This is a genomic window from Tepidibacillus sp. LV47 (assembly GCF_048381575.1).
Lineage (GTDB): Bacteria > Bacillota > Bacilli > Tepidibacillales > Tepidibacillaceae > Tepidibacillus.
In genome coordinates, this window is record NZ_JBLWIF010000003.1 from 21,038 (window position 1) to 39,933 (window position 18,896).

Below are 18,896 nucleotides of genomic sequence, written 5' to 3' on the forward strand. Positions count from 1 at the left end.
GGTTGTTTATATTTAAACATCACTTTAAAATTCCCTTTTCTTTATAGTATTTCGCAGCACCTGGGTGAATTTCTAAATTTATCCCATCTAATGCTGTTTCTAATTTTATCGACTCGGCTTTTTTATTTATCGCGACTAGTTTGTCTAGGTGCTCAAAAAGGGACTTTGTAATATCATAGACTTGATCTTCTGATAAATCTCCTCTAGCAACAAGAATGGATTTTACGGCAACAGTTTTTACATCTTGATCTTGACCAGCATATGTTTTTGCCGGAATTACATCTTCAACATAGTATGGGTATTTCGTTATTAATTCTTTAATTTTATCCTGATCTAGAGAAAGAATTTTAAATTTAGTAGTTGCAGATAATTCGTTGACAGCTGCTGTAGGTGCACCAGCAGTAATAAAAGCTGCATCCAGTTGTCCGTCTTGAATTCTTTGAGAAGAATCACCGAATGATAAATGCTCTGCTTTTAAATCTTCAAACTTTAATCCATAGACTTCAAGGATTTGTTTTGCGTTTGCCTCTACTCCACTACCAGCAGCTCCAACCGAAACACGTTTCCCTTTAAGATCGGCAACAGAATTAATCCCACTATTTACAGTTGTTACAATTTGAACGGTTTCATTATATAAGGAAGAAATAGCTTTTAAATTTTTTACCGGAGTATCTTTAAACATTTCTGTACCCTTACTTGCATAATCAGCAATATCGGATTGAGTAAAAGCTAAATCTACATCGCCTTTACTTAGTAAACGCATATTTTCAACAGATGCTCCTGTAACTTGAGCAGTTGCATCCATTTTTGTATTATCTTTAATAATTTGGGCAATTCCTCCACCAAGAGGATAATATGTTCCACCAGTGCCTCCAGTTGCAATGATTAATTGACTGGCTTTTCCACCCCCACATCCAACCAAGCTTAGGGATAACAAAAGTACGATCGCTAGTAAAACATAACTCTTCTTCATCATTTTCCCCCTCTTTTAATTGTTTTGAACTTTTCCAAAATTATTATACACTAAATTCTAGTTATTGTATATTTTTTTATAATTATTATTGCTAATACATTTTTTTTGGTAAATTTGTCATAGAAAATTCTTAATTTATTGAATAACTTTTGAATAAATATACTTCAATCTCTGTATAATATAAACTCAAGCATATAATTTGACTTGATAGTAAAAACTGAGATGTAATTGGAGGCGAAATAAATGGCAATTCAAGAATTCAAAGCAACTGTTTCATTAAAAGAAGGATTATTTGTTGAAGCAAATGCAAGGGGTTTTACTGTTCAAATGGATGAACCTGAACAACTTGGTGGAACAAACAAAGCGATGAACCCCGTTGAACTTCTCTTATCGGCATTAGGCGGATGTTTAACAATTACCATTGCTGCTTTTAGCAAAGCTGCTCATGTTGAGATTGAGGATTGTAAGGTACATGTAACTGGGGATCTAGATCCCGATGGTTTTTTAGGGTTAAATAAAGATGTGAGAAAGGGTTTTATGCAAATCCGTTACCAAGTAGAAATCGTTTCCAATTCTCCTGAGGAAAAAATTAAAAAACTGATGAAAATGGTAGAAGAAAGATGCCCTGTATCTGATACTCTAAAAGGCGTAGAAGTAATTGGTGACGTTAATATCGTGAACAACAAATCATCATAAAGAAAGAGACCTATTTAATCTTCCTCTAGCCAATTGTAAAATTCAAATTCAGGATAGTCTTTCTTCTCCTTATTGTATTTATAGTTTGTCTGTTTTTCGCGGAAGTTTTTGATATGTAGTTTAATCTGATCAATGGTTTTTAGATTCTTTCTCTGCCATTCAAAAAGGATTCTATCGATATAACGAAAACTAAGTTTGTTTGAGAAAACAGCTTCTTTTAATGCGTAATGAATAAGTTCTGTAGAATAATGATCTTGATCGATCCATGTATTGATCATTTCTATTTCCATAGGGGATAATGGTCGACCAAATTCCTGTTCAAAGATTTGAAAAATATTAATAACCTCTTTTTCTTTTTCATGTTGTTTTGTTTGCATTTGTTGTTTTTGATGTTGATAAATCAGCCAATGTATGAACTTTTGGTAAAGAGGAGTTAAATTATACGCTTCAGATAAGATTTCAGTTATCTCATCCTTTTTTTCATCAATCCGAATATAGTTTTGGCGTACTAATCTTTGTAAAAGACGCATAATCTCTTCCGTATTTAGTGTCATTCGTTTTTCTAGTTCAGAGACAGCAGGAAAAAGATTGCCCTTCTCTTGAAAATAAAGCAAGTGGATAATTAACATCATTTCTTGATCTGATAACCCCAGCTCTTTGTAATGGGATAATAACAAGTTGGAAATCGCAGTCGAACCTTCTTGAAATAATTCAAGTAAAAATTGGGATTCACTTTGCATATTTACACCTCATTTTATTAAAAAGAGCACCAAATGGGTGCTCTTTTTAATTGTAAAGAAAATATAAACATTTTAAGGATAGAGGCGATTTAAGAGACGGGGAAATGGAATGGTTTCCCGAACATGGTCCAACCCACAAATCCAAGCCACAGTTCGTTCAAGACCTAAACCAAAACCACTATGAGGTACAGTACCATATTTTCTTAGATCGAGATACCATTTGTAAGCTTCTTCTGATAAATGGTGGTCTTTGAAACGTTGTTCTAATAAAACTGGATCATCAATCCTTTGGCTACCACCAATAATCTCACCATACCCTTCAGGAGCGATTAAATCTGCACATAAAACAACTTCAGGTCGATTAGGATCAGGTTTCATGTAAAATGCTTTTAATTCTGTAGGATAATGAGTAATAAAAACTGGCCGATCAAAACTTTCAGCAATTGCTGTTTCATGAGGTGCCCCGAAATCATCACCCCATTGAATTTCGTGGCCTTTTCCTTGCAAAAGTTTTATTGCATCATCATATGTAATTCGGGGAAATGGCGGCTGAACGTTCTCCAGCTTAGAGATGTCACGCCCAAGTATCTCTAATTCGGATCGACAATTTTTAATGACAGATTGAACAATGTGAGTAACAAATTCCTCTTGAATTTGTAAACTTTCTTCATGTTCAACAAAAGCCATTTCTGGTTCAATCATCCAAAACTCTATTAAATGGCGCCTTGTTTTTGACTTTTCGGCGCGGAAAGTTGGTCCAAAGGAATAAACGCGTCCTAATGCCATCGCTGCCGCTTCCATATATAATTGGCCACTCTGAGATAAATATGCATCTTCATCAAAATATTTCGTGTGAAAAAGATTGGTGGTCCCTTCTGCTGATGTAGGTGTTAAAATCGGTGCATCGACTAACGTAAAACCTTTATCATTAAAAAATTCCTGAATGGCACGGATAATTTCACTACGAATACGTAAGATGGCACTTTGTCTTGGAGTTCTCATCCAAAGGTGCCTGTGATCCATTAAAAAGTCAGTCCCATGCTCTTTTTTGGTAATAGGATATTCTTCAGCAATCTGAATGATTTCTATATCTGTAACTGCCAATTCATAGCCAATTTTTGAACGTTGATCTTCTCTAACAATACCTTTTACATAAAAAGAACTTTCTTGAGTTAATGCCTTGCTATTATTCCAAACTTGTTCAGGAACTTCATTTTTTACGACAACTCCTTGAATAAAACCGGTACCATCACGCAATTGAAGGAAATGAATCTTTCCACTTGAACGCTTATTATATAGCCATACTCCTAGCTTTACTTCTTGGTCTACGAATTGTGCAATATTTCGAATGGTAACAAGCAAAGTTGATTCCCTCCGATTTTTATCAACCCGTTAATTATACTATTTATCGCTAAAATAAATCAATCTCAAGCATTTAATGAAGTAATGAAATCCTTGATTCGGCGCATACCCTCTTGTAATTGCTCAATAGAAGTAGCATATGAGATTCTAATATGGTTAGGTGCTCCAAATCCTGATCCAGGAATGACTGCAACTTTTGCTTCTTCTAATAAAGCTTTAGCCCATTCATCAGCATTTTTAAATTGTCTCCTCTTGGTGGTTAAAACTTCAGATATATCAATAAAAACATAGAATGCTCCTTGTGGCCGAATTGCCTTTAAACCGGGAATTTCATCAATTAAATCTAAAACGATGTTTCGACGTTGTTCAAAGGTTTCTCTCATTTTTTCTAGTTCTTTTTGTGGTCCGTTAATCGCTTCTAATGCGCCATATTGAGCAAAGGAAACAGGGTTAGATGTACTATGACTAGCTAAATCGGTCATGACTTTAATCAGATCCTTATTCCCAGCAATATACCCTATCCTCCAACCAGTCATAGAGTATGGTTTAGAAACCCCATTTACAACCACAGTACGATTGTAAGCATCTTCACTGATACTTGCAATACTTACATGTTTCACTCCATCATAGATCAATTTTTCGTAGATTTCATCTGAAACAATATAAAGATTATGTTTTTTACAAACTTCTGCAATTTCAGATAGTTCTTCTTTTGTATAAACGGTTCCAGTTGGATTACTTGGTGAATTGAGGATGAATGCTTTGGTTCGCTTCGTAATCGCCTTTTCTAATTGTTCTGCTGTAATTTTATATTGGTTATCTTTATTTCCTTCCACAAAGACTGGAACAGCTTCTGCTAATTTTACCTGTTCGGGATAACTCACCCAATAAGGTATTGGAATAATAACCTCGTCTCCGGGATTACATACTGCTTGAAAAAAATTATATAACGCATGCTTTGCTCCTAAAGTGACCATTACCTGGTTCATTTCATAATGTAATCCATTATCCCGTTTGAATTTGTCAATGATTGCTTGTTTTAGTTCAGGAATACCAGAAGCAGGTGTATATTTAGTAAAACCTTTTTTCATTGCGATCGTTGCAGCCTCAATAATATGATCTGGCGTATTAAAGTCTGGTTCACCTGCTCCTAACCCCACGACATCGATTCCTTTACTCCGTAGTTCTTTTGCCTTTGCTGTAATTGCCAGGGTCGATGAAGGAGTTAACTCTGAAACCCTTTTTGCAAATTGCATAGAAATACCTCCCCACAAGTCTATACAAATAAAATTATATTTATTTACTTGATTTTACTATTCTTAAGGTATCTCTTGCAATCATTAACTCCTCATTTGTTGGAACGACCAAAACTTCAACTTTTGAATTTGGTGTACTGATTCTTCTTACTTCTTTGGAGCGAATGTTATTGAGTTTATCGTCAATTTCAATTCCCAAATAGGTAAGATTATTTGCAATCGCTTTTCTTAAAATATTCGAGTTTTCACCTACACCAGCAGTGAAAATCAGTACATCTATTCCGTTCATTGCAGCAGCATATGCTCCGATGTATTTGCGAATTCGATACTCATACATGTCAAAAGCGAGTTTCGCATTTTCATTAGAATCCATATTTTCTTCAATATCTCTCATATCGCTTCCAATGCCAGAAACTCCGAGTAAACCACTATGCTTATTTAACATTGAATTCACTTCATTTAAGGTTAAATCTTCTTTCTCCATAACAAAGGGAATAATTGCCGGATCGATATCACCACTACGTGTTCCCATCATTAGACCTTCTAACGGGGTCATTCCCATACTGGTATCCACGGATTTTCCTTTGTCGATAGCTGCTATACTCGCCCCATTTCCAATATGACATGATACGATTTTTAAATCTTCGATCGACTTACTTAAAAACTCGGCTGCTTTTTGGCTTACATATTTATGTGAAGTTCCATGAAATCCATATCTTCTAATTTTATGCTTTTTGTATAAGATTCGAGGTAATGCATACATATATGCTTTTTTAGGCATTGTTTGATGAAAAGCGGTATCAAAAACAGCAACATTGGGAACACCAGGTAGAACTGTTTCAACGGCTTCGATCCCAACCAAGTTTGCTGGATTATGTAAAGGCGCCAAATCAAATGTTCCTTTTATCGCCGCTTTTACTTGAGCATCTACTTTGACCGAATCAGAAAAAACCTCTCCACCGTGAACGACACGATGGCCAACTGCTTCAATCTCATTGATGTCAGAGATAACTCCATATTTTGGATCAACAAGATAGTTGAAAACTTTTTCAATAGCTGTAGTATGGTCAAGAATCTCGGTAACTAATTTCAGGTCTTCTTTTCCAGTAGGTTCATGGGTTAAAATGGCATCTTCCATACCGATTCGTTCTACTTTTCCTGAGGCAATCACAGATTCATCCTTCATATCAAAAAGCTGGTATTTTAATGATGAACTACCACAGTTTAAGACGAAAATTTTCATTTTAACCTCTCCTCGTATAGTATTTTCATGCCTCTCAAAAACATCGAATTTCCAATTTTATTGAGAGACTTTGTTCCTTGAAAACTAAATAGTAATTTTTCTTAATCAACAATAGCTCTTTCACTTACCGTTATTAGGAATGATCGGTCAAAAGAGCAGACAGCTTAATACCAGATTCTAATATTGGGGTCTGGACTTTTCGTGGCCTAGAAGGGTCTTTACATATTAGTGCAGGACTTTACTTGATTCGTTCACCATTTTCGTATCTAAAGAAACCTTGACCTGTTTTCTCGCCAAGATAACCTGCTCGAACTAATTTTTTCAATGTTAGTGCTGGACGGAAACGAACATCCCCATATTCTTTATACATTGCTTCACTGACTCTCAAAACCGCATCTAATCCCATTCGATCTGCCATTTCTAATGGTCCATACTGAAATCCAAAACCAAGTTTCATCGCTTTATCTACGTCTTCTTCCGAAGCAACACCTTCCATGACAATATTAATAGCCTCATTAATTAAAGGCATCATTAAACGTACTGTCACATAACCAGGCGATTCATATACTTGTATGCCAGTTTTCCCCATTGCCTCAACAAATTCTTTTGCGATTTGATAGGTAGCATCGGAAGTTTCTAATCCACGAACAATTTGTACCAGTTCACGTTTCGTAACTGGATATGTAAAATTTAAGCCAATAAATTTATCTGGTCGATTTGTCTCACTCGCTAATTCGGTAATACTTAGTGTAGAAGTATTGGTTGCAAAAATGGTGCTAGGTATACAGATTTGATCGATCTCACGGAAAAGTTCTTTTTTCTCATCAAGGATTTCATCGATACTTTCAATAATTAAATCCACTTCTTTTAGGGATTGTTTGTCTAATGTATAGTGAATTTTAGATAAAATCACTTTTTTCTCCGTTTCGGTAATTCCCCATTTTTCAATCGATTTATCTAAAGCTTGGATGAGGTGTTGTTTTGATTGTTCTAAAATACTTTCCTCTTTATCGATCACGATTACATCAATCCCATGTTCTGCAAGCATCTGAGTAATCCCTGTACCCATAACCCCTGCACCAATTACACCCACTTTACGAATGGTCATAATCGTTCCTCCCTACTTAATTTTTCATACGAATAATATAGTATCATAATCCCCGTTACATGTGTTATACAAATTTTTTAGATTTTTATGAAACAGATTCAAAAAAAGCCAAATCTTCTGATTTGGCTTTCATTTATTTTTTGATATTTTAGCAATCATCTGTCTAAATTCCTCACCCGAAAGGACTTCTTCTTTTTCTAAAAAATCTAACGCTTCTTCGATCACTGTTTTATGTTCTTGTAACAGTTCTTTTGTTTTTGTTAATAACAGATCTAAAATCTCATTCGTTTCTTCAACGATTTTATCCTTAGAAACATAATTAGTATTGACGATTCCTAGGGAAGTTAAACCTGCTTCAATCATATGTTGAATAAGGTTCAAAACTTGATCAAAGTCATTTTTGGAACCTGTGCTTCTTTCTCCGTAAAAAATTTCTTCTGCTACAGCCCCACCTAAAGCAATCATGATTTGTTTTTCAATGGATTCACGAGTATAAAGATAATGATCATCCGAAGGATTATGACGAACATAGCCAAGAGCTTGTCCTCTAGGTTTCAAAGCAACTTGTGAAACTGAGCCAGGTTTTACTTTCTCAGCTACAATCGCATGCCCTAACTCGTGAATGGCCACCCTTCTTTTTTCTTCTTTTGTTGCCTTACGATCCGTTTGTTCACCCATTAAAACCTTATCAATAGCATTTGCAAAGTGTTTTGCGGTAATCATTGGTTCATTTTCTCGTAATGCATAGATCGCTGCCTCATTAGCTACACTTTCTAATTGAGCACCAGAAAAACCATATGTTTCAATCGAAAGTTGATTTAAATCTACATCATTTGCCAATGGCTTTGATTTGGTGTGTATTTCTAAAATTTTCTTCCTTGCGTGTTTATCAGGTAAATCTACGGTGATGTGACGATCAAAACGACCTGGACGAAGCAATGCAGAATCAAGGAGATCCTTTCTGTTCGTTGCTGCAATAACAAGAATCTTAGGGCGATCGTCCTCTTTTATTCCATCCATTTCTGTAAGTAATTGGTTTAATGTTTGATCATACTCACGTAGATGATTTCCATCGCGTTTTGCACCGATTACATCAATTTCATCAATAAAAATGATCGCACTATTTTTGTTATTCCGTTTTGCCAATTCTTTTGCTTCTGCAAATAGATCGCGAATGCGTTGAGCTCCAACACCAACATACATCTCAACAAACTCACTTCCAGAAGCAGCAACAAAAACTGAATCTGTATAATCTGCTGCTGCTTTTGCCATTAAAGTTTTACCTGTTCCTGGTGGACCAAATAATAAAATTCCTTTTAAAGGGCGAATCCCGTATTTTTCAATTTTATCGTGATAAATTAAAAAATCTAATGCTTCTTTTAATTCATTTTTTGCTCGTTCCTGACCACCGATATCTTCAAATTTTATATTTGTTTTGACCACTGCATGAGTACGATTTTTCCCATCTCGAAATAGTCCAGGTATACTTCCTTTTTTATCAGAAAATAAAATAGTACCTATAGCAACAATTAAAAATAAAAAGAGAAGTGGGCTGATATTGTAACCACTTGATCCTAGAAATATCAATAAAGCAGGGATAAAACCAAAAAAAAGATGTTTAACCATGGTTTTTCACCACCTGATCATCTTTTCTTGGGAGGATAACATAAAGGGATTTGTCTCCTGCATGCAAATCAATATACACACTTTTTTCATCCATTCCATAACCAACTTTGTCTAAATGAGCTTGGCTCTTTATCTTTTTAACTACAGTTGGAATCGTACTATATTCGTTTTTATCTATAGCTTGAGCAACATCAAAGTAGGCTTGATTCCAAGCATGTAGAAGCGCTTGATCTTGGTTACTTTCAAAATGAAGTTGTAATTCTCTTTTACCAATTATCGGTACAACTCTTTCTTCAATCTGATGATAGGTGTTTACAAAATTATCGATATTTGAAACATCAAGGGTTAAAATCACTTTCTCTTTATCCAGTTGGATTTGCTGAAGTTTGACTCCTTTTATTTCATTTATTGCTTCCTTGATCGGTTTTTCGATACGAAAATCTTGGTATAGAAAACTTCCTCCAAATAAAACAATTAAAGATATGATAAAAACAACGAACGTTAACAACCAATTTTTCAAGCGCATAATATACCCCCTTTCTATCAAAACGATACATATAAAAGTATATCATATTGTATATATCATAAATGATGGGAAATAGTACCAAGCAATACAAAATAAAAATAGGTTTGTATATTCCAACGCGCTCCATTGTCCGTGTATTTCTTTTGAATAAAATAAAAGGAAGAAATACACTCCCAAAAGTCGCTACTTATGGAATATACAAACCTACATCATCGTCTTAATGGCTTGTATGTTCTATAAGCTGCGACTTTAGAATGCAAGTTTTTTCCCACCGACCTTATTTACGGAAAACCGTAAGGTTAGGAGCAGCGTTAGAACATACAAGCCATCTAAAAAGTAACGTTATGAAATGGTAATACCTAACCGATATTTTTTGATAAATTCCCCTGTTTGTAGATCATAATAAATATAACCTAATCTTTTCTCATCATCTTCATAAAGTACTTCGTAAATAAAACGCTCCTGGTAAATAATCCCAGGTGTGATTCGTTTTATCGTAAAATTTTTTTCTAAACGATTTACTAAATCTTTAATTTGTTCTTTCGTCAAATAATGATCGAGATATCGGTATCGTAATTCTTCATCATTTGTCCAAATCATTAGCTCATCTCCATCCCGATCTTTTGCAAACATGACATAGTAAACTTTGTCTCCTGCAAAATAATCAACTTGTTCGATCTGAGTTACCATAGGTAAATGTTTTTTCACATTGGTTATCATTTGTTTTTTCGTTAAATTTTCCAAAGCCCATATTCGATAGAAAAACACAAAAGAGATCATAAACAAGAAAATCACAATACTAAAACTGATCCATAAAAATTTTTTCATGCTTATTCTCCTTTAGGTATTACGTCTTATGTACGGTAAATGCTAAATACCATCAAGTTAGGATCTTCTTCATCTTTCGCTAACCCAAACATCAAATCATCATATTTTAGATTTTTGTTTAAGATATCTACAATTTTATACAAGTCGTCTGTTGCGGTTACTTTCACTGATGCGATTAACCGAATCCCCATAATATCCTCATCCTTTTCATCAATAATTTCACTTCAATCATTATACAACAAAATTGGATAGAAAAAACAGACCCACAAATATATGTGAGTCTGTACTAAAATAGGATTTCATATCTAAATGGTTTCAGGTAATAATAACATTACACCTAAGGAGGTGATGGGGTTGCATCTCTCCAATGGTCAAAGATCACTGTTAGCTTTTAAACCATTACACCTGATTCACTTAAATGAGATCAAAGCTTGGTTACATGTTTGCCCTACAGGTTATATTGCGGACGAAGAAGATCTTCCCAATTTTCGTATGAAAGATAACTTATTTGAATAAATTTACATGTAGAATTTACAAAGTTAGATTTTCCATTTAACTAAAATTTTATACCTTATACACTTCCATTTTCTCCTAGCCTGCAAGTTGCAGGCTTTTTCTTTATCTCCATTGTTTCACCATCTTTTCTACCTCAAAAATGATTCGCTCTTCATCTAAAGTTAAAACTTCTCCATTTTTGACCACTTGTTTCCCATTGATAAAAACATCAAGAACATCTTTTCCAGAAGCAGAGTAAACGATATGTGAAATTGGATCATACATGGGATGAAAATGGGATTGATTCGAATCTAAAATGATAAAATCTGCTTTCTTCCCCACTTCTAAGGAACCAATCTCATCTTCCCAAAATAATGCCTCCGCACCGTAGCGGGTTGCCATCTGAATGGCAATATCTGCTGGAATTGCTAATGGGTCTTGTCTATATCCTTTATGAATCAATGAAGCTAAGCGCATCTCTTCAAACATATCCAAATTATTGTTACTTGCAGCACTATCTGTACCAAGGGCAATATGGAGACCAATCTTAAGCATATCAGGTACAGGCGCAATTCCACTTCCTAATTTTAGATTACTTCCAGGATTATGAGAAATTTTTACATCTAATTTCTTTAAAAGCTGAATTTCTTTATGATTCACATGGACCGCATGAGCGACAAGTGTTGGCTGATCAAATACCCCTAAATGATATAAATGTTCAACAGGTCTTGTTCCGTATTGTTCTATATTTTGTTTAACTTCTTGTTCTGTTTCTGCCATATGGATATGTATAGGCAAATTTAATTCTTTGGCAACCGCCACAGCTTCTTTAATGAAATCGGGCGAACAGGTATAAGCTGAATGAGGTGAAATCATAACCCGTATCTTACCATTGGCTTGATTATGCCATTGTTTAGCAAAGCGAATGGTATCCTTTAATTTTTGCCTTAGCATCTCTTTTGTACCAAATCCCAACATTCCCCTTGATAAACTGGCACGACTACCTGATTGGTTAACAAGGTCGGCCACTACATCCATATACTGATACATATCGTTAAAAGTAGTCGTTCCTGACTTTAACATTTCCACAAGTGCAAGTTCCGTTCCTAAACGAATATGTTCTTCTTTAAATCTTCTTTCAATGGGCCACATTTTTTGTTCTAACCATTCTTGAAGAGGTAGATCGTCCCCATAACCACGAAGCAAAGACATAGCGGCATGGGTATGGGTATTGATCAATCCTGGCATGACAATATTGCCATGGGCATCAATCACTTTATCAAATGATGATAAATCTAGATGTGTTGGTGTTGCACCAATATAGGTAATCGTATCTCCCTCAAAGATCATACTTCCGTTTTGGATGATTTCATTTTGCGAGTTAACCGTAACGATCAGTGCATGAATCACAATTGAACGCAAAATCATCTCTCCTCTACCCAGATCACTACATTCATCATATCAAATTTTTTGCTTGTTGATAAACTGAAGAATCGGATCAAGATCTTGAATGTAGCGTTTGTTAAGTAACGGGGCGAACAAATCTCCTTTCGTTAAAATGCGCTCTTTAATATTCAAAAGATGAAAATCTGTGGGCTGAATCCCTTTTTTCAGTTCATCCCATTCTACAGGAGTTGATACGGTTGCCTCTTTTGTAGCCCTTGGAGAATATACTAATGTAATCGTTTTTCCTTGCCACATCTGCAAATAATCAAAATATAATTTTTTTCCGCGATTTTTCACGACTCGCTCTATGGTAATGAATTGTGGGTATTTTTCACTAAAATATTTTCCAAAAAACTGATTCACTTTTCTTGCTTGCTTATATGTATAACGCTCGCCAATTGGAATATAAATTTGCATTCCTGTTGCTCCTGATGTTTTGATCCAACTTTGTATTCCTAAAGTTTCAAGAGTTTCATGAATCAATAAGGCAACTTCGACAACCTGTTCAAACGTCTGCCCCTTTGAAGGATCAAGATCAAAAACCAATGAACTTGGATATTGTTCATTTTGATAACGATTAAATGATGTGTGAAATTCAAGGGCCGCTTGGTTGCAAAGCCAAGCCAAAGTCGCTCGTTTGTTCAATAAAATGTAATCCGTATCTTGCCAAGGGTGATGATCTACCCAAGATGGAGCATAAGAAGGGAGTTTTTTTTGGTAAAAGGATTTTCCATTGATTCCATCAGGATAGCGAATGATTGTTAAAAAACGATCTTTGGCATGGGGAAGAATATACGACGCAATCTCCATCAACTTTATCAAATAATCGATTTTTCGAATTCCTAGTTCTGGCCAAAGGATTTTTTCGGGATTGGTAATTTGAAGTGAATAGTTGTCAACCTTGATTTGATCCATTACAACACATATTCCTTTCCGATAGCTTGCTTTGGAAGGTAGGGACTAAATCCAAGGATTTTGGGATGCCGTAATTGCCCTTCATGTGTCCAATCAAAAAACTGGACCCAACAAGTTAATGTAGGTTTTAACCATGTTACATCATTTATCTTTGCCGTTATCTGGTAGAATGGAGAATCCGTTTGCTTAAGTTTAGGAACAAATTCTTTCAAGATTTGCAAATCTAATTGTTTTAAACCTATTGAAGCCTTACCAATAAATAAAAGGCGACCGTTTCTATAGATCCCTAATAACAAAGAATTAGGTAATTCATACTTCCATTGAACCCCTCCAACGACGACTAACATTTTACGCTGAAGCTTTATTTTATACCAATCTTTGTGGTTTTTCCCCCCGGTATAGGGACTATTAATGTGTTTTGATACAATTCCTTCCCATTCCTTTTCTCGCATCAGTTCAAATAACATCATACCATCTTTAAAATCTTCCGTAATAGCGATATTTTCATTTTGATCAACGAATTTAAGAAGAAGATCTTTTCTCTCGCTTAACGGTTTTTTCGTAAGATTCTCTCCATTTAGGTACAATATATCAAACAAAATGTATTTTATTGGATATTTTTTACTGTAAAAAGAGACTTTTTCTTTTGTTTGGACTCTTTCTCTTTTGAGTAATAATTCAAATGAAGGTTTATTCTCATCATTAAGAATAATCATTTCCCCATCGAGTACGACTGAATTTGCTTTTACAAGTTTTAATAATTGCTGGATTTCCGGATAAATTTCTGTTCTTTCCTTTCCTTTCTTTGTATAAAGACGAAGTCCTGTTTGTCCGATATATGTAAGACCACGAATACCATCCCATTTGATTTGATGAATCCATGTATCTCCTGAAGGAATATCAGAACGCAAGATGGGTTCCATAGGCTTTATCCATTCCACTTTTATTCTCACCTTAACTCGCTGTGGTTTTCTTTTTTCTTCCTTTTTTGTTTTTTTTCTTTTCTTTGGTTTGTTCGAGACTCGCTTGTAGAGCTTGCATTAAATCAATAATATTTTTTTGTGGAGCTTCTTTTGGAATCTCAATCTCTTCCCCTTCAATTTTTTTGTTAATCAATTCTCTTAATGCTTCACGATAATCATCTGTATATTTTTCAGGTTCAAATGGTGCGGATAAATTTTCAATTAATTGAATCGCCATACTTAATTCTTTTTTACTAACCTCTATATTTTGGGGAATTTCAGGTACTAAATCCACCGACCTAACTTCATCAGGGAAATGAAGCGTCTCTAAAACAAGTAAATTTTGATAAACCCGAATGGCTGCTAACGATTGTTTCGAACGAAGGACGATTTTAGCGATACCAATCTTGCCTGTTTCCTTTAACCCCTGCCTTAAAAGGCTATAGGCCTTTGCTCCCGTATCTTGAGGAGATAAGTAGTATGATTTATCGAAATAAATAGGGTCGATTTCTGATAGATTAACAAAATCGATAATTTCAATCGCTTTATTGTATTCCGGTTCAAGAATCGCTAAATCTTCTTCTTCAATCAAGACAAAACGCCCTGGTTCGTATTCGACTCCCCTTACGATATTCCCCCATTCCACTTCCACATTACATGTAGGACAGGTTCGAATATATTTTAAAGGAGTTTTACACACTTTATGTAAATAACGAAACTTGATCTCTTTATCTTCCGTTGAAGCAAACATTTTAATGGGAATATTCACAAGGCCAAAACTAATTGAACCTTTCCACATTGTATGCATAAAAAAACACCTCCATTAAGAGGTATTGTTTGATAAATCGGTATCATTCATACACCAACTAATCACTAATCTTCTTTTTTGACTAATTGAATTTGGTAATCATCTCCATTGCTTATGATTTGAACTTCTCCTACTTTACTTACTTCATAAATATCTACCCATGATTCTTTTAATCGTTCAACGACGTCATCACTTGTTTGATATAACTCGGGATCACTGGAAAAGATAATGGCGATTTGGGGATCTACTTCTTGCAAAAACTCCGGATTTGAAGCGGTATTATTACCAAAATCGCTTACTTTTAAAATTTCCGATTTTAACGAGTACTTTTTGATCAGTCTTTTTTCTATTTCTTCACTGATATCACTGGTAAACAAAAAACGAATCTTTTGATGAGTTAATTGAAAAACTAATGAGTTATCCTGTAGGGAAAGGGACAATGGCTCTTGTGGACTTAAAATCTGTACTTTTAAAGGTCCCCAAAATTCAATATCATTCTGTTTTATATATTTTATTTTTGAACGGTAAGAATCAGTAATTGGAAAAGTAGAAGCGATTAATTCAGGAAGGTAAATTTGCTCAACATGGTATTGATGGATAATTTCCTCAAATCCCCCTATATGATCTTCACAAGGATTCGTCAATAAAATTCCTTTCATTTGGACGACTTTATGTTCGTTTAACAACTCAAGTAGTTGCTCTTGACTATATTCATTTCCTGTATCAATCAGATACGTATCACCGTTTGCGAGTTGTATTAATGTTGCTTCCCCTTGTTCTAAAGGCAAAAAAGAAACTTGAACTTCGTTATCTTGTAAGTGTTTTTCTTCCTCTGTGTGATTGGCAAAAATCGAACGAACAAAAATAGAAGAATATGCTTTATAAAAAAGAAAAGAAAAAAAAGAAAAAATGAGGATAAAAGAGAAGACAATTTTGGTTAATTTCATTATGCTCACCTTCTTGTCTTATGCTCTATCCTCATCTTATGAATGATCGATTAAATTATTCCCGCCAATCCATTCCTTTATATCAGCTAAAATTTTTGCAAAAGGTTGATAACGAATATCAATATTAGGTAAAGAACAAAGAAACCATTTCCCATATTTGGCCTCGATAATTCTTTTGTCAAAGATAATCACAGCACCACGATCTTTTTGTGATCGAATTAATCGACCAAACCCTTGTTTAAAACGAATAACCGCTTGGGGAACAGCCATTTCCATAAATGGATTTCGGTTTGCTTCTTTTAATTTTTCTGTTTTTGCCTCGTAAATGGGGTGAGTAGGTGGTGTAAAAGGGAGGCGAACAATCACAAGCACACTTAACGCTTCTCCAGGAATATCTACCCCTTCCCAAAAACTACTCGTTCCTAATAATATTGTTGGTCTTTGTAATTGAAATTGTTTCACCAACTTTGTCCGACTTGAACTATCGATACCATGGCCAAGCACTTTAATTCCATTTGGTTCAAGGGAATTCTTCAATCCTTCATATGCTTGTTGTAACATCTGGTGAGATGTAAATAAAACTAACGTCTTTCCGTTTAGATGTAGTGCTAGTTCGTGAATATACTTAACTAAAGAATGAATAAACTCTTTTTCCCCTACGTCTTGGATATTGGGGAAATCATTTGGAATTGAAATAAAAGCCTGTTTGTAGTAATCAAAAGGTGAAGCTAGTGTCTTTACTCTTAATTCCGGATCTATTTTCATAAAGCCAAACTTTTCACTGCTGTATTGAAATGAACCATTGACGCTTAACGTTGCTGAAGTAAGGATCACACTTTCTTTCTGATCAAAAAGAAATTCTTTGATATATGGGCCCACTTCCACTGGACTTGCATAAAGATAGGAGACAAATTTTTTTCCTCTATTCTCTGTTTCAACCCAAAACACCATACTTGTATTCTCTGCTTCGCTCCACTCAGATAGAATATGATTGATTTCTTTTAATTCTTTGTGGATCCCTTTTAAATCAGCAATTAAATTTTCTTCCAAATGATAATCTTTCATCTTCCTAAGAATTTCTTCAGTGAGATTATCCAATTCCATCAAGTCTATATAAAGGTTTCGATAGAGTTCATAAATAACGATCCATTCTTTTCTACTTTTCATCCGATCAGTAATTCGAATGGTTTTCCTACCAATTTCCTGATTGATAACCAAACGATCCACAAACTGGCCCAATTGTTCAAAATAATCTTGAAAGTTCTGTTCAATTTTTATTATTAAAGGTAGTAAATGATTTTGGATTTGGTTTGCAAGGGAAAATTGGTCAGGATCTTGAGAATGAAAACATTCGTTCATAATTTGAACGAATAACCCATGTTTTGCATCTTTATATAAGCGCTGAAAATATTGCTGAATTTCATATTGGCTTAATTCATAACCTAGATGGGTGGATGCTACCTCCTCAAAGTGATGGGCTTCATCAATCACTAACTTTTTGTAATTAGGGAGAATCCGGTTTTCTGATTGTAAATCGGTTAAAAGTAAAGAATGATTGGTTAAAATCAGGTCTGCCGTTTGCGCTTTTTGTTTTGCCCGATGATAAAAGCAAAGACGAAACCAAGGACAGTTTCGATTTAAGCAAGTCTCCGCGTCACTTTTCACTTCATTCCACAGATATTTTTGGTTACTTGTAAAGTTTAACTCTTCAACATCTCCTGTTTTGGTTAGAGCAACCCATGTTAATAGTTGAGCAAGATGAATCATTTCTTCTTTATTCCGTTCATTAGATGAATGAAGGAGTAGTTGTTCAAATTTACGTAAGCATAAATAATGGTTACGTCCTTTTAGAATGGTTACCTTAAAATCAAATGGCAAAATTTCTTTTAATAATGGAATATCTCTTTGATAAAGTTGCTCTTGCAAATTAATCGTATGCGTTGAGATCACAACTTTTTCATCATGTTCTTTTGCGTAAAAGATTGCAGGAAGTAAATATGCTAACGATTTACCGGTACCTGTTCCTGCTTCGATCATTAAATGTTTGTTATCCAGAAAAGCATCCATTATATCAAGGGACATTTCTCTTTGTGAAGGTCGAATTTCAAAGTTTGGAAACCGTTTAGAAAGATAACCATTTTCTAAAAACATCTCATCGAAATCTAAATTGCCATAATGATCATCTAAAGATGACTCATTCTCATCCATCTTTTGTAAAGCTATTTGTTGATAGATGAAAAAATTCTCTTCATTAACGAGATGTGTAATTCTGTCTTCAATAAATTCATCAATAAAGGCAGCTAAATCCAGATCGATCTTTCTTACGATCTCAACCAATCGTTGTAAATAAATCAGCGGCATTTTTTTTAATTGATCAATAAGGAGTAAAAAAAGCTTAGCAGTTGCCAAAGCATCATCTGCTGCTCGGTGGGGTTTTTTATGAAGAATCCCTAATTCTTGCGTGATTTCCGCTAACTTGTAACTTTGTACCATAGGAAATAAAATTCGTGACAAGGTTAGAGTATCGATAACAGGACCAATAAAGGGTTGATAACCCCATTCATCTAATGCCTGCTGAATAAATCCAAGATCGAAAAGAGCATTATGGGCAACAAAAACAGCATCTTCCATTAAAGGAAGTAACTCCATCAACACTTCATCAATGGGTGGTGCGTCTTCAAGCATTTGATTAGTTATACCGGTTAATGATTGAATGTATTCAGGTATTGGTTGTTCCGTATATACGAATGAAGAATAAACCTTCTTGATTTCGCCATTTTCAATAAGGACTAATCCTACTTCCGTAATTGCATCTCGATCTGGTTGATTTCCAGTTGTTTCTATATCAATGACGATAAAACGCTTCACCTTTTTCACCTCATAAAATGTTCACATCCCATTATACTATACTAACAAATCGAAAAAAACAAAGAAAACAACCTTAACTAAAACTAGCTAAGGTTGT

General features: G+C 34.7%; 18 protein-coding genes. 2 read left to right on the plus strand and 16 right to left on the minus strand.

Annotated features, from left to right (window positions below):
- Window positions 1-19: 19 nt before the first annotated feature.
- Entirely contained in the window at window positions 20-973 is a 954-nt protein-coding gene (locus tag ACMW72_RS04960) for a TAXI family TRAP transporter solute-binding subunit (RefSeq protein WP_418367744.1), read from the minus strand.
- Between the two features lie 243 nt (window positions 974-1,216).
- Here ACMW72_RS04960 and ACMW72_RS04965 point away from each other — a divergent pair, with 243 nt between their 5' ends.
- Window positions 1,217-1,669: an OsmC family protein gene (locus ACMW72_RS04965; protein WP_418367745.1), complete on the plus strand. Its 453-nt coding sequence runs from the start codon at window positions 1,217-1,219 to the stop codon at window positions 1,667-1,669.
- A 14-nt stretch (window positions 1,670-1,683) separates the two neighbouring features.
- Here the strand turns inward: ACMW72_RS04965 and ACMW72_RS04970 are convergent, their stop codons facing one another.
- From ACMW72_RS04970 to ACMW72_RS05010, 9 genes are all read right to left on the minus strand, one after another.
- The gene (locus ACMW72_RS04970; RefSeq protein ID WP_418367746.1) at window positions 1,684-2,409 is read right to left on the minus strand and encodes a DnaD domain protein; all 726 of its coding nucleotides are present in this window, start codon (window positions 2,407-2,409) and stop codon (window positions 1,684-1,686) included.
- A gap of 72 nt (window positions 2,410-2,481) precedes the next feature.
- Window positions 2,482-3,771: an asparagine--tRNA ligase gene (asnS, locus tag ACMW72_RS04975; RefSeq protein WP_418367747.1), complete on the minus strand. Its 1,290-nt coding sequence runs from the start codon at window positions 3,769-3,771 to the stop codon at window positions 2,482-2,484.
- A 65-nt stretch (window positions 3,772-3,836) separates the two neighbouring features.
- A complete protein-coding gene (locus ACMW72_RS04980) occupies window positions 3,837-5,027 on the minus strand; it encodes a pyridoxal phosphate-dependent aminotransferase (RefSeq protein WP_418367748.1) in 1,191 nt (396 codons plus the stop codon).
- A 40-nt stretch (window positions 5,028-5,067) separates the two neighbouring features.
- Window positions 5,068-6,270, minus strand: coding sequence for an acetate/propionate family kinase (locus ACMW72_RS04985; protein WP_418367749.1), 1,203 nt, complete (start codon window positions 6,268-6,270; stop codon window positions 5,068-5,070).
- A 238-nt stretch (window positions 6,271-6,508) separates the two neighbouring features.
- Window positions 6,509-7,378, minus strand: coding sequence for a 3-hydroxyacyl-CoA dehydrogenase family protein (locus ACMW72_RS04990; RefSeq protein ID WP_418367750.1), 870 nt, complete (start codon window positions 7,376-7,378; stop codon window positions 6,509-6,511).
- A gap of 129 nt (window positions 7,379-7,507) precedes the next feature.
- Window positions 7,508-9,004 (minus strand): AAA family ATPase, encoded by a 1,497-nt coding sequence (locus tag ACMW72_RS04995; RefSeq protein ID WP_418367751.1) that lies wholly within the window; start codon window positions 9,002-9,004, stop codon window positions 7,508-7,510.
- Window positions 8,997-9,530: a hypothetical protein gene (locus ACMW72_RS05000; protein WP_418367752.1), complete on the minus strand. Its 534-nt coding sequence runs from the start codon at window positions 9,528-9,530 to the stop codon at window positions 8,997-8,999. The genes ACMW72_RS04995 and ACMW72_RS05000 overlap by 8 nt, the downstream gene beginning before the upstream one ends.
- Window positions 9,531-9,872: 342 nt before the next feature.
- Entirely contained in the window at window positions 9,873-10,358 is a 486-nt protein-coding gene (locus ACMW72_RS05005) for a hypothetical protein (protein ID WP_418367753.1), read from the minus strand.
- Window positions 10,359-10,384: 26 nt separating this feature from the next.
- The gene (locus ACMW72_RS05010; protein WP_418367754.1) at window positions 10,385-10,549 is read right to left on the minus strand and encodes a YpmA family protein; all 165 of its coding nucleotides are present in this window, start codon (window positions 10,547-10,549) and stop codon (window positions 10,385-10,387) included.
- 157 nt (window positions 10,550-10,706) lie between these two features.
- On the opposite strand from ACMW72_RS05010, the gene ACMW72_RS05015 reads away from it, so the two are divergent.
- On the plus strand, window positions 10,707-10,874 hold the full coding sequence (locus ACMW72_RS05015) for a hypothetical protein (protein WP_418367755.1): 168 nt from the start codon (window positions 10,707-10,709) through the stop codon (window positions 10,872-10,874).
- A gap of 102 nt (window positions 10,875-10,976) precedes the next feature.
- Here the strand turns inward: ACMW72_RS05015 and ACMW72_RS05020 are convergent, their stop codons facing one another.
- The 6 genes from ACMW72_RS05020 to dinG all read right to left on the minus strand — a co-directional run bounded on the left by ACMW72_RS05020 (window position 10,977) and on the right by dinG (window position 18,799).
- Window positions 10,977-12,278 carry an amidohydrolase family protein gene (locus ACMW72_RS05020; protein ID WP_418367959.1) on the minus strand — a complete coding sequence of 434 codons (1,302 nt, stop codon included), beginning with the start codon at window positions 12,276-12,278 and terminating at the stop codon, window positions 10,977-10,979.
- A 36-nt stretch (window positions 12,279-12,314) separates the two neighbouring features.
- Window positions 12,315-13,214 (minus strand): non-homologous end-joining DNA ligase, encoded by a 900-nt coding sequence (ligD, locus tag ACMW72_RS05025; RefSeq protein ID WP_418367756.1) that lies wholly within the window; start codon window positions 13,212-13,214, stop codon window positions 12,315-12,317.
- Entirely contained in the window at window positions 13,214-14,155 is a 942-nt protein-coding gene (gene ligD / locus ACMW72_RS05030) for a non-homologous end-joining DNA ligase (RefSeq protein WP_418367757.1), read from the minus strand. The genes ligD (ACMW72_RS05025) and ligD (ACMW72_RS05030) overlap by 1 nt, the downstream gene beginning before the upstream one ends.
- Before the next feature lie 13 nt (window positions 14,156-14,168).
- Window positions 14,169-14,984 (minus strand): Ku protein, encoded by an 816-nt coding sequence (locus ACMW72_RS05035; protein WP_418367758.1) that lies wholly within the window; start codon window positions 14,982-14,984, stop codon window positions 14,169-14,171.
- Between the two features lie 65 nt (window positions 14,985-15,049).
- Window positions 15,050-15,931, minus strand: coding sequence for a ComEC/Rec2 family competence protein (locus tag ACMW72_RS05040; RefSeq protein WP_418367759.1), 882 nt, complete (start codon window positions 15,929-15,931; stop codon window positions 15,050-15,052).
- A 36-nt stretch (window positions 15,932-15,967) separates the two neighbouring features.
- Complete coding sequence (dinG, locus tag ACMW72_RS05045; RefSeq protein WP_418367760.1) at window positions 15,968-18,799, minus strand: ATP-dependent DNA helicase DinG; 2,832 nt, start codon at window positions 18,797-18,799, stop codon at window positions 15,968-15,970.
- Between the last annotated feature and the right edge of the window lie 97 nt (window positions 18,800-18,896).

What these genes read in the sequence shown, in the direction of transcription:
- ACMW72_RS04960 (WP_418367744.1), bottom strand. Translation starts at nt 973, where the DNA reads ATGAAGAAGAGTTATGTTTTACTAGCGATCGTACTTTTGTTATCCCTA.
- ACMW72_RS04965 (WP_418367745.1), top strand. Translation starts at nt 1,217, where the DNA reads ATGGCAATTCAAGAATTCAAAGCAACTGTTTCATTAAAAGAAGGATTA.
- ACMW72_RS04970 (WP_418367746.1), bottom strand. Translation starts at nt 2,409, where the DNA reads ATGCAAAGTGAATCCCAATTTTTACTTGAATTATTTCAAGAAGGTTCG.
- ACMW72_RS04980 (WP_418367748.1), bottom strand. Translation starts at nt 5,027, where the DNA reads ATGCAATTTGCAAAAAGGGTTTCAGAGTTAACTCCTTCATCGACCCTG.
- ACMW72_RS04985 (WP_418367749.1), bottom strand. Translation starts at nt 6,270, where the DNA reads ATGAAAATTTTCGTCTTAAACTGTGGTAGTTCATCATTAAAATACCAG.
- ACMW72_RS04990 (WP_418367750.1), bottom strand. Translation starts at nt 7,378, where the DNA reads ATGACCATTCGTAAAGTGGGTGTAATTGGTGCAGGGGTTATGGGTACA.
- ACMW72_RS04995 (WP_418367751.1), bottom strand. Translation starts at nt 9,004, where the DNA reads ATGGTTAAACATCTTTTTTTTGGTTTTATCCCTGCTTTATTGATATTT.
- ACMW72_RS05000 (WP_418367752.1), bottom strand. Translation starts at nt 9,530, where the DNA reads ATGCGCTTGAAAAATTGGTTGTTAACGTTCGTTGTTTTTATCATATCT.
- ACMW72_RS05005 (WP_418367753.1), bottom strand. Translation starts at nt 10,358, where the DNA reads ATGAAAAAATTTTTATGGATCAGTTTTAGTATTGTGATTTTCTTGTTT.
- ACMW72_RS05010 (WP_418367754.1), bottom strand. Translation starts at nt 10,549, where the DNA reads ATGGGGATTCGGTTAATCGCATCAGTGAAAGTAACCGCAACAGACGAC.
- ACMW72_RS05015 (WP_418367755.1), top strand. Translation starts at nt 10,707, where the DNA reads ATGGGGTTGCATCTCTCCAATGGTCAAAGATCACTGTTAGCTTTTAAA.
- ligD (WP_418367756.1), bottom strand. Translation starts at nt 13,214, where the DNA reads ATGGATCAAATCAAGGTTGACAACTATTCACTTCAAATTACCAATCCC.
- ACMW72_RS05035 (WP_418367758.1), bottom strand. Translation starts at nt 14,984, where the DNA reads ATGCATACAATGTGGAAAGGTTCAATTAGTTTTGGCCTTGTGAATATT.
- ACMW72_RS05040 (WP_418367759.1), bottom strand. Translation starts at nt 15,931, where the DNA reads ATGAAATTAACCAAAATTGTCTTCTCTTTTATCCTCATTTTTTCTTTT.